This is a genomic window from Peribacillus sp. BM1 (genome assembly GCF_056679975.1).
In genome coordinates, this window is sequence record NZ_CM155259.1 from 2,099,082 (window position 1) to 2,114,466 (window position 15,385).

Here is a 15,385-nt window from a genome sequence, read left to right on the forward strand (position 1 = left end):
TCTATAGTAGTGCGTGTTCAAAAAGAGCCGAGGAGTTCGAGAAGCGTATCTCGAGAGGACCGGAGCGTATGCAGTAATACGTGAGTGAGGACCAGAGAGAGAGAGAGAGAGCTTTGAAGCAATTCGACAGCTATTTTTACCGGACTTTTTGAACATCCTCTAGTAGTATAGGCATATAAACACATTCATTTTTAAGTTCAGGAGGGGCAAATGAAAGATTTTTTTATTAAAATATTCAATAAAAACAAGCTATCTTATCTTTTTCATATTGGACTTATTTCATTTTCCGCAGTTCTACTGATAGCTGTGGTTTTTTTAACTTTTTACAGGCCAGATATTAGTCTTTTAACAACAGAACTTAAGCGGTCAACAGAAATTTATGATGTGGACGGTGAGCTTGCTAGTAAAATAACCGCTAATAAAACAGAAGGAGCTTCAATAGAAGATATTCCTAACCATGTGAAGAATGCTGTAGTCGCTATTGAGGATCATCGTTTTTATAAACATACTGGTATTGATTATCAAGGGATTTTCCGCGCCGTTTATGTGAATATGAAGGCCGGCAAAGTAGTTGAAGGCGGAAGTACAATTACTCAACAATTAATAAAAATTGCTTTACTAGAACAGAATCGTACATTTAAAAGGAAGCTTGAGGAATTTTTTATAGCGAGAGAAGTAGAGAAGGAATATTCCAAAGATGAGATATTAGAAATGTACTTAAATCAAATTTACTTCGGTCATGGTGCTTGGGGAATAAAAAAAGCCGCACGGATTTATTTTGGCAAAGATGTGAATGACTTATCTTTATCGGAAGGGGCTATGCTTGCAGGAGTAATCAATATCCCGACAAAGCTTGATCCATATAACCACTATGATGCTGCACTGAAACGGAGAAATCTTGTTCTGACGAGGATGGTGACGAATGGATTTATCGATTTAGAGCAAGCTGAGCAAGCGAAACGTGAAGAAATTATTTTAGCCCATAATCAAAAAGGCGATCAATTGAAAGGGAAATATCCTTATTTTATCGATGTGGTGTTAACAGAGGCTTCGAAAAAATATAATCTGGAAATTGATGAACTGCTGAGAGGGGGTTATAAGATTTATACAACTCTTGATCAACATATCCAACAAGCTTTAGAAGAAGTGTATGAAAACGATGGAAACTTTCCAAAAGGAGTGACAGATGCGCTTGTTCAAAGTGGTATGGTATTGATTAACCCGAAAACGGGTGGAATAAATGCTCTAATGGGTGGCAGAGGGGAGCACCAATTTCTTGGCTACAATCGCGACTCAATTAAAGGCTTCACCGGGATCTACAATCAAGCCGTTAGCTGTGTATACACCAGCACTTGAAGCAGGGTATAAGCTAACCGATTTATTAGTAGATGAAAAAATGAGCTTTAAAGGATATGAGCCATCTAATGCTAATGGTCAATATGTAGGTGAAGTCCCGCTATATGAAGCGCTTATTAAATCATTAAATGTTCCTACCGTTTGGCTAATGAACGAAATTGGAATCGAAAAATCCATCCATGCACTCAAACGATTTGGCATTCCGTTGACTGAAAATGACCGGAATCTATCGCTTGCACTTGGTGGAATGGAAAGAGGAGTATCCCCACAGGATATGGCTGAAGCTTACTCCGTTTTTGCAAATAATGGTAAGCGAGTCGAATCTCATTCAATCGTGAAAATTGAAAATGCAAAAGGTCAAGAAGTTGCAGTATGGAAAGAAAAAAGTACGAAGGTTATTGAGCAAAAAGTGGCGGACCAAATGAATCGTTTGCTCTTAGGCGTTGTTGAATCTGGCACGGGAAAGAATGCTGCAGTTCGGGGCTATGAAATTGCTGGTAAGACAGGCTCTGTACAAGTGACAATTCCTGGTGTCAAAAGTGGTGTAAAAGACCAATGGTTCGTAGGCTATACGCCGTCATTAGTCGGCGCGGTCTGGGCAGGCTATGATCGTTCAGATAAAGATCATTATTTAACCACCCATAGTAGTCAAGGAACAGCACTTATTTTCCAAAAGGTTATGACGAATGTCCTTTTAAATCAGCAAGCGGAATCCTTTAATGTTGCAAGCTTGAAACCTCTAATAGAGGAACGGAAAAAAGAACTAGAAAAGCAAGAACGTGAACAATATTGGCGTGATAAAGGAAGTGAACTGAAGGATTCATGGGAAAAATGGTGGGAGAAGTTGCTTAAGAAATAAAGAAAAGCAATCAATAGGTTGTGAAGAAAAAGCGTCAAAACAGTCACTTAGATTTGTACTATTCGATACAAATAGTCACCTATGCAACTGTGAAAGAGGCTGACCTATAACAAAAGAGTCAGATTCCATCTCTACTCCGTTTAGATTACATGCAAATGACATAATAAACGATGTGAAGAGTGTGAAATCATGACCCTTTTGGGTAACTCGCCTTATAAATATGAGATGATTTGTTGAAATTCTATTAAAAAATTAGGTTAATAAGAAAACCAATTACCACGATTGCACCAATAATCATAAATATTGTTCTCATTTGTTCACTTCCTCTTATCCATGATCGAACACTGAATGTTAATTGAGTTCTCACAAGATTTTTATTCTGGTTTAATAGCCTGTAAAACCCTGATTGGTAAGTTTGGGTCGTTGAACCTTAGTTCGTGTCGCTTTATCTATGGATAGTTTGCGTTTTAGCGATACTAGAACGTGACTAAGCATTAGTGGGAGATGAAAAGACGCTCACTGATTGAAGTTTCTGTTTCTTATTTATGTAAATGTTGTATGAAGTTTCTCGATGTTGTTGGCTAGGCTGACAACAATTTTTGATTTTGGATATGACATGTTGAATATGGTTTCCGGCTATATGTATTTTTAGCTGTTTGCAATCTTTTAAAGTAAGCATGAAAGAAACAAGTTTAGATAAACGTTCTGGCTGCACAGTACGATCTTCACATTGGAAGGTAATGGAGCCGGGATAGTCCTTTATGACGTGGAATAATTCCGTGATTTGCCGGATATTTAGTTGTTCGTTAATCGTAATTTGAGATATAGTTTGTTTCATAATTGAAGCCTCCTTTTATGGAATGAATTAAGCTAGGTTCTGTACTTCGATTTTCCATCGTTTTGATTGGATATGATAGATATGTACCCGAGCTTTTAATAAGTAAAACCTTTCATAGGTATAATGATAAAAGGTACCTAGTGGTTTGCGAAATGATAAAAGGCAGTAGTTTTATATAGGAAGGAAGACTATCATGTTAACTTTAATAAAAAATGGTGAAGTGTATGCCCCAGATTATCTAGGTAAAAAAGATGTTTTGTTGGTAGGGAAGCAAATCGGATTTGTGCAAGATACAATTGAAAGGCCAGAAAATTTCGTCGAAATTGACGTAATCGACGCCACTGGAATGTTAGTCGTTCCAGGATTTATCGATGCGCATGTTCATCTCATTGGCGGTGGTGGAGAAGGTGGTTATAAGACGCGAACACCTGAAATTCAGCTAACAGATGCAACGCTCGCAGGAATTACAACGTTAGTCGGAGTTATTGGCACGGACGGTACGACAAGGACGATGCCTGCTTTATTGGCAAAAGCAAGAGCACTTGAAGAAGAAGGCATCACCTGTTTTGTGCAGACAGGCTCATATCAAGTACCGGTGAAAACACTGACAGGCAAAATAGAAGACGATCTTATCTTAGTTGATAAAATTATTGGCGTTGGGGAAATTGCAATTGCGGACCATCGTTCCTCACAGCCGACTGTGGAGGAAATTGCTAAACTTGCTTCCCAAGCTAGAAATGGTGGCCTTTTATCCGGGAAATCAGGTATCGTGAATATCCATGTGGGAGATAGCCATGATCATTTACAGGTAATCGAGGAAGTAGTAGAAAAAACAGAACTTCCAATTAGTCAGTTCTATCCTACGCATATCAATCGAAATCCTCACCTATTTGAAGCAGGAATTAACTTTGCCAAAAAAGGGGGCTATATAGATTTCACAACAAGCACTGTCCAACAATTTCTGGATGGTGGAGAAGTAAAAGCAAGTACAGCCTTAAAACAAGCATTGGATGCAGGTGTCGAACCTACGAAAATTACGTTTACCTCTGATGGACAAGCGAGTCTTCCGAACTTTGATGGGGGTGGAAACCTGCTTGGGTTGAATGTTGGGAAATGTATGTCCCTTTACGAGGCGGTTGTTGATGCGATTATTTGGGACGGTGTGTCGATTGAAGATGCAGTTAGAGTGGTCACAGAAAATCCAGCGAGTATTTTAAAATTAGCAGGAAAAGGCCGTATAGAAGCGAAGAAAGATGCGGATTTAATCTTACTAAACAAAGAAACGTACAAAATTGATACGGTCTTTGCAATGGGACAGAAAATGGTCGAGAACGGCGAAGCAATAGTCAAAGGCACATTTGAGAATTGAATACATTAGAAGAAACTTTATCCCGCATTAACGGGTAGCAATCCCCCACTGATTGAAGTTTCACTTTATTGTGTCAATTACCTAAGATAAACATACTATACAATTAACCCATGTAAGTACCTCCTCAAAAAAAAGGAGATGTTTGTGTATGTCAGGTTGTGTAGATGGTGGTTTTGGCTTTGGCGGAGGTTTCGCCTTTATCGTTGTTTTGTTTATTCTGCTAATCATTGTTGGAGCTAGTTTCTGTGGTGGATTTGGCGGAGGAGCTGCTCCAGGATACGGATATGGTGGATACTGCTAAAACGTTTAAAAAAGCCGACCTAATTATAGGTCGGTTTCTTCACGTTAGATTCCGCTTTTTAATGTAAGTATATGTATCAAAGATTTTTAAATAATTCATGCGTATTTATGAAGAATGAAACACATATTTAATAATATGGTAAAGTTAGAGGGGAATTTTGAATTGATATCGAATAGAAATTTCTAATAGGTGGGTTCCTGATAGAAAATAATAATCTTAACAAAATACATATTATTGGTTTTTAGTTGGGTGTGGAACAGTTAAATCTCTTTGACATATAAAAACAGGAGAATTAACCTTTCATTTGAGATAGAATGGACGTATATAGAAATATAAAGAGAAGAAAGGGATTGGGATGAAGATGAAATGTATTTCAATTGATTTAGATGGTACGTTGTTAAATCCTCAAGATGAAATTACTGAAGGAAATATAAGAGCTTTAGAAGAATTAAATGAAAAAGGTTATAAGCTCATTTTGAATACGGGAAGAGCTTATGCGGATGTCATAAAACTCAAAGCCGTACAAAAGATGGATGTTCCGATTTTTTGCGTAAATGGTTCTGTTCTGTACTCAGAAAGCGGAGAGATATTATATGAAGCAACCCTTTCTATTTCGACATATAAAAAGATATTCTCTATTTTGCAAAAATTAGGGGTGGGTATTCTTGTCTATACGAATTATGGTGGATTCCCTTCTACTTTGCCACCACTACATCATAAGAGTAAAGAAGAACTGAATACTCTATTTCAGGAATATAATTACGATGACATTTTAAAACATGACAATCTTAAAATCTATAAATTAATTGCTTTGGTCCACCAAGAAGATGTGGAAAGAATTGAGGAAGTAATAAAGGCATTAGTGGATACCGATGATGTTACAATGGCTTCTTCATTCCCTAATAATTTAGAAATTACTTCACATGAAGCACATAAAGGGAAAGCATTGTTTCGATATCAAGAAATTATGAATCTATCGTTTGATGAGATTTATGCTTTTGGTGATGGGGGCAACGATCTTGCCCAATTTGAGGTAGCAACTAAGTCAGTTGCAATGGGAAATGCCCCCCTTCATATTCAACAAAAAGCGGATTTAATAACAAAGACAAATGACGAAGATGGGTTTGCTTATGCAGTGCGTCATCTTTTAAAATTAATAAAAACAGAAGAGGAAATATCAGAGATTATTGTTGTTTAAGAAAATTTAGATAGCCGTAAGCGTAAACCAATGAGATACCCCAAAAGGGTCTGACCTAGCACTCGCTACACAGTATATAGTGTTTCTTACACTTTAATTAAGCTGTGTGCAGTAGTTGCGAGGTCGGACCTTTTATTTATCCCGCATTAACGGGCAGTAAAACCCCCACCTCAAGGTTTGAGGAATCGAAGAAGCGTAGGTGGGGGATAACTGCCCGTAAACGCCCGATTGGTTCAACTAACAATCAGTGGGGGATGAAGAAAACCCCCACTGATTGAAGTTTCACTTTATGGAATATCCTCATTTATGCGTTAATTAGCTAACTAAATTCACTGTTTTTAGATGGTAGACGCTTAGACTTCCTTTCTGATGACCATACTTGTAGCGATGAAAAATATGAATGGATCTTAATTGAACGGTTATCCGAAGAAGAATGGAATACATACTTTGAGATCTTCCATACTACACTAAAAAAATCAAAAGAACGATTTAACACGGCCAAAAATAAAAGATATAAAATATATAAATGGTACTTTCAAATACATCTGATATTCTTTATGATAGGGGATATGAAAAAAATGAAGGGATATGTAATCAATGTGGAGTAACATAAAAAGCAGGCTGGAGAAACTGTCACCTGCAAAGATTATTACAGGTTATTATTTAATGGCCGTAACTATATCAATTTTATTATTCAGTATTCCGGCAGTACATAAGCCTGGAGTAGAAGTGTCCTTTATTGATACAGTCTTTACAGCTGTAAGTGTGGTAAGTGATACAGGTTTGACTGTTTTTAATATTTCGGAAACATATAGTGTATTTGGGTATTTTGTCATTATGATCGTCTTGCAATTCGCTGGCCTTGGTATTATGGCCATTAGCACATTCTTCTGGATGATTTTAGGACGGAAAATCGGGTTACGTGGACGACAGTTAATAATGGTCGATCATAATCAGCTCGCATTATCCGGACTCGTTCAATTAGTTAGGGAAATAATCAAGCTTATTATTCTTATCGAACTTTTAGGGGCGCTTATTCTAGGCGTACATTTCTTGAACTATTATCCAACTTGGAAGGAAGCTTTTCTGCAAGGTTTGTTTGCATCTGTAACTGCGACAACAAATGCCGGAATGGATATAACTGGTCAGTCTCTTGTTCCATATGCGAACGACTATTTTGTGCAATTGATAACAATTATACTAATCATTCTTGGGGCGATTGGATTCCCGGTATTAATTGAAGTAAAGGAATTTTTATTTAGGAAAAAGACCGACTTTGAACATCCTTTCCGTTTTTCACTATTTACCAGATTGGCGACATCAACATATGGAATTCTTCTCGTGATTGGAACAATTCTTATTTTGCTATTTGAATTTCAACATTATTTTAAGGATTTGACATGGCATAAAAGTTTTTTCTATGCTTTTTTCCAAGCAGCAACGACGAGAAGTGCAGGTCTCTCTACGATGGATGTGACCGAATTTACGCTGCCAACGCTCTTAGTTATGAGTGTTCTCATGTTTATTGGCGGATCCCCGACTTCAGTGGGCGGAGGAATTCGAACGACAACATTTGCTTTAAACATATTATTTATTTATCATTTTGCTAAAGGCAATCGTGATATCAAAGTCTTTAAGCGAGAGCTTCATCAAGATGATATCATGAAGTCACTGGCCATTACGCTATTGGCTATTGTCATGTGCTTTACTTCGGTCGTCGCAATCAGTATTTCTGATCCTCACCATCAGCTAATCGAGATCGTTTTTGAAGTTTGCTCTGCCTTCGGTACGGTAGGCCTGTCTATGGGAATTACCCCGGATCTTAGCATTTTTGGGAAATTCGTTCTCATGATTTTGATGTTCATAGGAAGAATTGGCCTTACTTCATTCTTATTTATTATTGGCGGCAAGAAAAGGGAAACAAATTATCATTATCCGAAAGAGAGAGTTATTATAGGCTAATGGAAAAATTCGGGGATCCTTTTTTAGGACCCGAATTTTTTTATTTACTTCATATTAGACCAATTGTTGCGAATAATAAGTTGTTTTCTAAAATAGGTTTAATAATTATGCTCAATATATCAAAAAGAACGCCCGATTTTTTTCAAAAAGTAATGCGTATACTCTACTTTACAAGTATTACGATCCAGAATTCGAATTTGCGCGCCAAAAAAGCATAATTACGAGCGGGAATCCCGAGTATCGCGCCGGAATGGAGACTTTTCGAGCGAGATTTGAAATTTGCGCGCCGGCGCGCAAATTTAGCGAATCGAGAATTTACTAAATTGACTAGTATCATCCGTTATCAATTATAGCTACGTATTCTGTATCTCCTAAAAAATAGACAGAAACCATATTTACAAATAAATCAATTCATTGTAGTATTTAGTTAAATACTTAAATGTATAAATGAATACGAAAGGAAATAGCTTATGAATCATGCGTTTAAGGCTCTTTCTGATCCGACCCGTAGAAAAATCTTGGACTTATTGAAGGATCGAGATTTAACAGCAGGGGAGATTTCAGATCATTTTAATATGACAAAGCCGAGCATTTCCCAGCACCTCAAATTATTGAAAAATGCTGATCTTGTGCAGGATGAGAAAAAAGGTCAGTATGTTGTCTATTCTTTAAATACGACGGTGTTTCAGGAATTAATCAGCTGGGCACTGGATTTTATCGACAAAGGAGATGGACAGAAATGAAGAAACATCTTTTACCTGTCTTATTGATAGTGGCCACCGCTATCTTATGGCTTGTATTCTATAAGCAGCTACCAACGCAAATACCGATACATTGGAATCTCAATGGAGTCGCAGATGGGTATGCAACGAAATTTAATGCATTGCTGATGAACGTAAGTATAATGATCTTGCTATATGTATTGTTGATTTTTTTACCTAAAATAGATCCAAAAAGGAGAAATTATAAAAAAAATCCCAGATCCTATTCCATGATTATAATTGCCATCTTATTTTTTCTCTTTTTAATAAATGCCCTCGTTATTTTTACTGGAATAGGCTATGACATTCCGATTGGAAAAATGGTACCGCTTCTCGTGGGTTTCTTGTTTGTTGTGCTGGGAAATTATATGCATTCCGTCAAACCGAATTATTTTGTCGGAATTAGAACACCTTGGACATTGAGTCATGATACGGTTTGGAAAAAGACGCATCGCTTTGGGTCACGGATCTTTATTCTAGCTGGATTCTTATTTATAATTTCTCCTTTTTTACCAGATTCTCTTGTTAGGATATTCATGTTTCCAGTTATTTTTCTAATCATTATCTTACCTATTGTCTATTCGTATTGGGTATGTCGGAGAATGGATATAGAGTGAATGTGATAAAAGACCTTTGTAACCTTTTGGATAAGTCTATTAATGAGCTCACCAAAACGCTCTCCTTTATGGGATTTTGAGAAATATGGTGATGAAGGAGATGTAATGGAGCTGTCTGTAAATGATAGTACAGTAAAATAGACACAAGAAACCATGCAGCAATTTACATGGTTTCTCTCATCCTAACAGAAAAGGATTATAACAAGACTTGTCCAAGATAAAACTATCTTCGGTTAGATCCTCCATACCGATCTTCCCAATTAGAACATTCATATAATACATTATCCAAGAAATTATCCCAATAACAATGGCTGTACTTGTGACAGCAATCCTTATTCGAATGCTTGCCAGAATGGTTCCTATTTCCGTGACTCATGAAAACACCCCCCTCTACACAAATGTAGTATATTCTTGTTCGCTAAAATTGATTGGACTAGTCGACATATTAAACTCATTTCAAACATGTATGAATATAGCTTCCTTTATTAATAAAAAAATAACGGATTTTACAATCATTTCATATATTTAAGTATTTACTTAAATAACTAATTAAAAAGGAGAGAGCCATTATGGAATATCTTCAACTTTTATTTCCAATTATTATTTTTGAACTTATTTTAAAAGGAATTGCACTCAGGGATTTATTCAAACGAGAAAGGAGAATGGTAAAGGGGGAGAATAAGCCTGTTTGGGTGCTAGTGATTTTACTGATTAGCACAATTGGTCCGATTGTCTACTTTATACTCGGAAGAAAAACAGTTTGAGATTCGGGAGGAGAGATGTATGATGATACATTGTGAAAATGTAACGAAAAAGTATCGTTCATTTCAGGCGTTAAATGAAATTAGTTTTTCAATTGAAGGAAATGGTTGTTTCGGCTTTCTTGGTAGAAATGGTGCTGGAAAGACGACAGCAATCCGAATATTGGCAGGACTTTTGAAGCCCACTTCGGGAATTGTGAAAGTGAACGGTTTGGATGTGGAAAAAGAAAAAGAAAAATTAGCAGAGGTAATGGGGTATTTGCCTCAACATCCAGCGTTCTATGAATATATGACGGGTCAAGAATGGATGCAATGGGTCGGCCAGTTATTTCGTTTAGAGAAGAAGACGATTGAAAAGCGAGTAGAAAGCTTATTGTGGGATTGTGGAATATGGGAGGCTCGCAATCGGAAAATTTCAGGCTATAGCGGGGGCATGAAACAAAGACTGGGACTTGCTCAAGCATTAATGAATCAGCCTGAACTGTTAATTCTTGATGAACCAGTCTCTGCTTTAGATCCTGTTGGACGTCATGAAATGTTAACGATGATTATGAAATTGAAGGAGAACATGGTGATTTTTATGTCTAGCCATATACTGGAAGATGTTGAAAAGATAGCGGATCATATCATTATGATTGATAGAGGAGAAATTGTTTTGGCATCTGATATACAAGAACTAAAATCAAGGTATACAAGTCCAGTCATTCGTTTTTCAATATCAGAAGCAAAACAAATGTTAACAAAGGTTCTCGATGATCAGGAGTGGGTTAAAAATATTCAAGTGAACATTAATGACTACATTTTGACTGTAAAGGATATGCCTATAGCGAGTGCTCAATTGCCAAAACTTATTTCTCAATCAGGTGCTATGCTTGTTTCCTATCAGGTAGATACACCTTCTTTGGAAGATATCTTTTTAAGGAAGGTGCGTTAATATGATGATATTCATGAGAATGTTCCAAAAAGAATGGAAAGAACTGATGAGTACGTACAAAATCATTTTCGTTCCAATCGCTTTTGCTATCTTAATGATTAGTTTTCCAATTTCAATGAAACTTTTGCCCGATTTATTAGCGAGTGAGATGCCGGAAGGGGCTGTCATTGAAATTCCAGAACTATCAACATCAGAAATGATGTCAGCTGGGTTTAGTAATTTTGAACTAATTGGTGTTATTATATTAATTCTTATTTCAATGGGAAGTATTGCTGGTGAAAGAGAAAAAGGAGTAGCAGCGATGGTGCTTGTCAAACCAGTCAGCAGAGCCGTTTACCTACTCGCAAAATGGTCGGCGTATTCGTTGCTTGCAGTTGGGAGTTTTATCTTTGGAATGCTGTTAACCGCTTATTATACGAACTTATTATTTTCAGAGAATTTAATTTGGGCAGATACAATCGGTGGCCTCTTGCTTTATCTCCCGATTATCGTTTTAATTATCACTCTCTCAATCTGTGCTTCATCTTTTTCCAAAAGTGCAGTCACAGCTGGGTTTATCTCCATTGTCCTTTACTTGCTGATTATGAATGTTCCTAAATTCCTACAAGCACGATGGGTAGAGTATTTGCCGCATGGTTTGGTAAATGGAGCTAATGAGTTTATGAAAGGAAATATAATTGATTTAGTAGGACCTTTACTTGGCGTATTTTTCTTAATCGTTCTTGTTTTGGCAATAGGCATTGTTCAATTAAAAAGGCAGGAAATATAATAGAGAAAGCATGAGGATAGCCTTGGAGGCTGTTCTTTTTCATGTCTATTTACTAAAAGAGCCTTTTATAACTGGTGATTTAGTCTTAATATTCAGAATTTATCGCGGTCGAAAGGAACTAAAGAAATATAGACGGAGCTAATCAATTTTCGATATGTTATTTGTAATCGCCTCCTAAAAGGTAATTTTTTCTTAAACAGGGGACACTATGAATTACAAGTTAGGAGGAGACGTGTAATGAGACAAGAAATGAAAATGATTGGGATGTACATGGTAATTATTGTGATAGTTTTTTCCCAGCTAGTAGCAGTGAGTCCTGGTCTAGCAAAGACAAGGGATACTACGGTCCAAGACTTGATTGTTTTTCAAAATATCCCGCAAATAGAAACAACTTCAGGGGAATTATTTGTGTTAAAAGCGATCCAAAGATACGAAGATGGTCACTTTGAACACACAACATCAGAGGTAAAATGGCAATCAACGAATCCTAAGGTAGCAAAGGTTGATCAATTAGGAAATGTAGAGTTCACAGGTAAGAAGGGAAGTGCGCAGATTGAGGTTTCAAAAGGAAAATTAAAGGATCAGATTGGTGTTCGTTACAAGGAGCAAGGTGAGCTTGTGAAGAAAAAAGGGAAAAGGTATGACGTAATCAATCAAGCCATAAAAAAAATGACACTGGAAGAAAAGGTTGGACAAATGTTGATGCCAGACTTCCGAACGTGGGAAGGCAGTCATGTAACGAAAATGCTTCCAGAGATTTACGCACTTGTTAAGAAGTATCATTTAGGTGGGGTTATATTATTTCAAGAAAATGTCGTATCAACAGAGCAAACAACGAGACTTGTTGCGGATTATCAACAAGCAGCTGAGAAATATGGATTGCTGATGACAATGGATCAGGAAGGTGGAGCTGTTACTCGGCTGCAATCTGGAACGGATATGCCTGGAAATATGGCATTGGGTGCCACTCATTCTCCTGTATTAGCTTCGAGGGTAGGACTGGCGATTGGAGAGGAATTAGCCTCAATCGGCATTAACATGAACTTTGCACCTGATATGGATGTGAATAATAATCCTGATAACCCAGTGATTGGTGTTCGATCATTTGGAGAGAATCCAAAGCTTGTGGCTGAACTTGGAACTGCTTATGTTAAAGGGTTACAAGCAGCTGGAGTTGCAGCAACGGCCAAGCATTTCCCGGGGCATGGAGATACCGCTGTGGACTCTCATCTTGGTCTACCTGAAGTACCCTATGATAAAGAAAGGCTAAAAGAGATTGAACTATATCCTTTTCAAGAGGCAATGGAGGAAAATATTGATGCGATTATGACAGCGCATGTTACCTTTCCAAAAATCGACGATACCAAGGTTATTTCGCAAAAAACGGGAGAAGAAATTGCGCTACCAGCAACATTATCCTACAAAGTCTTAACAGAATTGATGAGAAAAGAAATGAAGTTTGAAGGAGTTATTACGACAGACGCGATGAATATGAATGCCATTGCTGAGCATTTCGGATCAGTCGATGCGGCAATTCGTGCTGTAAAAGCGGGTGCAGATATCGTATTAATGCCTGTTGGTTTGGAAGATGTTGCTAACGGCTTAGTTGAAGCGTTAAAAACAAAGGAACTATCAGAAAAAAGAATTGAACAATCTGTTGAGAGAATTCTTACATTGAAAATAAAGCGGGGAATTATGAAGGAAGAAACACCTCAGCCGATTTCTGGAAAAATCGCTTATGCGCTGGATGTTGTTGGGTCTCCAGGGCATAAACAAATTGAAAAAGAAGCAGCTGAAAAATCGATTACGCTTGTAAAAAACAATCACGTATTACCATTACAACTTAATGAAGGAGATGACATTGTCGTCCTTGGACGAACATATCTCACTGATTTAGCAAACGCGGTTAAAAAACACCATCAATATATAACGGTTATTGAGGCCAATGCAAACTATACTCTAGCACCTGAACAATTGGAAAGGATTCGTGATGCTAAAGCCGTCATTATCGGATCAGACACTTCGACAGTAGTAGGCCGTTTACTTGAGAACCCGCAAATGAAAATGATTAATCAAGTGATTGCTGAAACAAATGCTCCAGTGATCGGAATCGGCATCCGTAATCCATATGATGTTATGGCATTTCCAGCGATTGATTCGTATCTCGCTATGTACGGATTTAGACCGGCAAGTTTTGAAGCCGCTGGAGCCGCTATCTTTGGGAAAATCACTCCTCAAGGTAAGCTTCCAGTCGCTATTCCAACACTAGATGGTAGTGGACTGCTATATGAATATGGTCATGGACTTACCTTGTAAAAGGAGGAGAGCTAATGATGAAGAAAAAGTATCTCGCGATTTTGACTATGGCTCTCATTTTTTCATCACTATCCATTGCTTGGGCGGAGAGTGAGAAATCAAACAAGGATAAAGGAATGGTAGATAAAAAGTTCAAATTAGGCGTTGAAGTATTGCTTGCAGAACAAATGGAGTTACTTCAAGGAAAAAGAGTTGGGCTGATCACGAACCCAACTGGGGTGGATCAGGAGCTTACTAGTATTGTTGATCTCTTATACGACGAAGATGATATTAAACTAACTGCTTTATACGGACCAGAACATGGTGTCCGCGGCTCTGCACAGGCTGGCGAATATGTGGAGTTCTATATCGATAAAAAAACAGGACTCCCTGTTTATAGTTTGTACGGTCAAACAAGGAAACCAACACCTGAAATGCTAGAAAATATTGATGTGCTTTTGTTTGACATTCAAGATGTCGGAACACGATTCTACACGTATATTTATACGATGGCCTATGCAATGGAAGCTGCAAAGGAAAAAGGCATCCCAATCATCGTATTAGATCGCCCAAATCCATTAACGGGTACGGCCGTTGAAGGGACCCTTTTAGACATGAAGTATGCTTCTTTTGTAGGGAATTACGCCATTCCACTAAGACATGGAATGACGATAGGGGAATTAGCGCAGCTGTTTAATAGCAAGTTCAAAATCGATGCTGATTTAACCGTTGTCAAGATGAAAGGCTGGAAGCGGGACGTGTATTATGATGAGACACCTTTGCAATTTGTCCTTCCTTCGCCAAACATGCCCACTCTTGATACGGCTATCGTTTATCCAGGCATAGCTTTGTTCGAAGGTACGAATATTTCAGAAGGGAGAGGAACAACAAAGCCTTTTGAACTAATTGGCGCACCATTTATTGATGGAACGGAGTTGGCCCAGCAGTTGAACACGCTCAAATTATCTGGGGTAACATTTCGGCCGGCATCCTTTACACCGACCACATCTAAGTTTGCTAATCAGCTATCTCATGGTGTGCAGATCCATATAACCGATCGGAAGAAGTTTCAACCGTTTGAAACAGGGGTTCATATGGTAAAGGCCGTTCATGATTTATATCCAGATCAATTCCAATTCCAAGCTGCAAATCGTGCAGGAATCTCATTTTTCGACCAACTTGTAGGAAATGGTTGGATTCGACAAGGAATTGAAGAGAGACGAAGCGTGAAAGATATGAAGAAACAATGGGAAAAAGAATTAAATGACTTTAAGAAAACCAGGTCTCAGAATTTACTTTATTAATAGAACATCTATAGACGGTGGCAAGACTCGCTAATCGACATATAAACAACTTAAAGGTCAT

At 37.7% G+C, this 15,385-nt stretch carries 14 protein-coding genes; 13 read left to right on the top strand and 1 reads right to left on the bottom strand.

From position 1 onward, the window contains the following. Positions 1–210 precede the first annotated feature (210 nt). Both AC1MGI_RS10150 and AC1MGI_RS10155 read left to right on the top strand, forming a co-directional pair. Positions 211–1,356, top strand: a complete 1,146-nt coding sequence (locus AC1MGI_RS10150) for a transglycosylase domain-containing protein (protein WP_480349586.1) — start codon at positions 211–213, stop codon at positions 1,354–1,356. Continuing rightward, the gene (locus tag AC1MGI_RS10155) at positions 1,277–2,215 is read left to right on the top strand and encodes a transglycosylase domain-containing protein (protein WP_480349587.1); all 939 of its coding nucleotides are present in this window, start codon (positions 1,277–1,279) and stop codon (positions 2,213–2,215) included. Before AC1MGI_RS10150 ends, AC1MGI_RS10155 begins: the two co-directional genes overlap by 80 nt. A gap of 487 nt (positions 2,216–2,702) precedes the next feature. On the opposite strand, the gene AC1MGI_RS10160 is transcribed toward AC1MGI_RS10155, so the two are convergent. Further along, complete coding sequence (locus AC1MGI_RS10160) at positions 2,703–3,053, bottom strand: hypothetical protein (RefSeq protein WP_480349588.1); 351 nt, start codon at positions 3,051–3,053, stop codon at positions 2,703–2,705. Positions 3,054–3,246: 193 nt separating this feature from the next. Between AC1MGI_RS10160 and iadA the strand changes: the two genes are divergently transcribed. The 11 genes from iadA (at position 3,247) to AC1MGI_RS10215 (ending at position 15,324) form a co-directional block, all read left to right on the top strand. Continuing rightward, positions 3,247–4,422: a beta-aspartyl-peptidase gene (gene iadA / locus AC1MGI_RS10165; RefSeq protein WP_480349589.1), complete on the top strand. Its 1,176-nt coding sequence runs from the start codon at positions 3,247–3,249 to the stop codon at positions 4,420–4,422. Between the two features lie 148 nt (positions 4,423–4,570). Next, a complete protein-coding gene (locus AC1MGI_RS10170; RefSeq protein WP_480349590.1) occupies positions 4,571–4,723 on the top strand; it encodes a YjcZ family sporulation protein in 153 nt (50 codons plus the stop codon). Positions 4,724–5,078: 355 nt separating this feature from the next. Continuing rightward, positions 5,079–5,921, top strand: a complete 843-nt coding sequence (locus AC1MGI_RS10175) for an HAD family hydrolase (RefSeq protein WP_480349591.1) — start codon at positions 5,079–5,081, stop codon at positions 5,919–5,921. Between the two features lie 597 nt (positions 5,922–6,518). After that, positions 6,519–7,883 carry a TrkH family potassium uptake protein gene (locus AC1MGI_RS10180; RefSeq protein WP_480349592.1) on the top strand — a complete coding sequence of 455 codons (1,365 nt, stop codon included), beginning with the start codon at positions 6,519–6,521 and terminating at the stop codon, positions 7,881–7,883. A 470-nt stretch (positions 7,884–8,353) separates the two neighbouring features. Next, positions 8,354–8,626, top strand: coding sequence for an autorepressor SdpR family transcription factor (locus AC1MGI_RS10185; RefSeq protein ID WP_480349593.1), 273 nt, complete (start codon positions 8,354–8,356; stop codon positions 8,624–8,626). After that, on the top strand, positions 8,623–9,261 hold the full coding sequence (locus AC1MGI_RS10190) for an SdpI family protein (protein WP_480349594.1): 639 nt from the start codon (positions 8,623–8,625) through the stop codon (positions 9,259–9,261). Before AC1MGI_RS10185 ends, AC1MGI_RS10190 begins: the two co-directional genes overlap by 4 nt. Positions 9,262–9,830: 569 nt before the next feature. Then, a complete protein-coding gene (locus AC1MGI_RS10195; RefSeq protein ID WP_480349595.1) occupies positions 9,831–10,025 on the top strand; it encodes a PLDc N-terminal domain-containing protein in 195 nt (64 codons plus the stop codon). Between the two features lie 19 nt (positions 10,026–10,044). Further along, positions 10,045–10,956: an ABC transporter ATP-binding protein gene (locus AC1MGI_RS10200; protein WP_480349596.1), complete on the top strand. Its 912-nt coding sequence runs from the start codon at positions 10,045–10,047 to the stop codon at positions 10,954–10,956. Between the two features lies 1 nt (position 10,957). Next, positions 10,958–11,725 carry an ABC transporter permease gene (locus AC1MGI_RS10205; protein ID WP_480349597.1) on the top strand — a complete coding sequence of 256 codons (768 nt, stop codon included), beginning with the start codon at positions 10,958–10,960 and terminating at the stop codon, positions 11,723–11,725. A gap of 255 nt (positions 11,726–11,980) precedes the next feature. After that, positions 11,981–14,041, top strand: coding sequence for a glycoside hydrolase family 3 N-terminal domain-containing protein (locus AC1MGI_RS10210; RefSeq protein WP_480349761.1), 2,061 nt, complete (start codon positions 11,981–11,983; stop codon positions 14,039–14,041). 17 nt (positions 14,042–14,058) lie between these two features. After that, positions 14,059–15,324 carry an exo-beta-N-acetylmuramidase NamZ family protein gene (locus AC1MGI_RS10215; protein WP_480349762.1) on the top strand — a complete coding sequence of 422 codons (1,266 nt, stop codon included), beginning with the start codon at positions 14,059–14,061 and terminating at the stop codon, positions 15,322–15,324. Positions 15,325–15,385: the final 61 nt, after the last annotated feature.

Bases quoted from the DNA above. Each gene is read 5' to 3' on its own strand.
- AC1MGI_RS10150 (WP_480349586.1), top strand. From the start codon at position 211: ATGAAAGATTTTTTTATTAAAATATTCAATAAAAACAAGCTATCTTAT.
- AC1MGI_RS10160 (WP_480349588.1), bottom strand. From the start codon at position 3,053: ATGAAACAAACTATATCTCAAATTACGATTAACGAACAACTAAATATC.
- iadA (WP_480349589.1), top strand. From the start codon at position 3,247: ATGTTAACTTTAATAAAAAATGGTGAAGTGTATGCCCCAGATTATCTA.
- AC1MGI_RS10170 (WP_480349590.1), top strand. From the start codon at position 4,571: ATGTCAGGTTGTGTAGATGGTGGTTTTGGCTTTGGCGGAGGTTTCGCC.
- AC1MGI_RS10175 (WP_480349591.1), top strand. From the start codon at position 5,079: ATGAAGATGAAATGTATTTCAATTGATTTAGATGGTACGTTGTTAAAT.
- AC1MGI_RS10180 (WP_480349592.1), top strand. From the start codon at position 6,519: ATGTGGAGTAACATAAAAAGCAGGCTGGAGAAACTGTCACCTGCAAAG.
- AC1MGI_RS10185 (WP_480349593.1), top strand. From the start codon at position 8,354: ATGAATCATGCGTTTAAGGCTCTTTCTGATCCGACCCGTAGAAAAATC.
- AC1MGI_RS10190 (WP_480349594.1), top strand. From the start codon at position 8,623: ATGAAGAAACATCTTTTACCTGTCTTATTGATAGTGGCCACCGCTATC.
- AC1MGI_RS10195 (WP_480349595.1), top strand. From the start codon at position 9,831: ATGGAATATCTTCAACTTTTATTTCCAATTATTATTTTTGAACTTATT.
- AC1MGI_RS10200 (WP_480349596.1), top strand. From the start codon at position 10,045: ATGATGATACATTGTGAAAATGTAACGAAAAAGTATCGTTCATTTCAG.
- AC1MGI_RS10205 (WP_480349597.1), top strand. From the start codon at position 10,958: ATGATGATATTCATGAGAATGTTCCAAAAAGAATGGAAAGAACTGATG.
- AC1MGI_RS10210 (WP_480349761.1), top strand. From the start codon at position 11,981: ATGATTGGGATGTACATGGTAATTATTGTGATAGTTTTTTCCCAGCTA.
- AC1MGI_RS10215 (WP_480349762.1), top strand. From the start codon at position 14,059: ATGAAGAAAAAGTATCTCGCGATTTTGACTATGGCTCTCATTTTTTCA.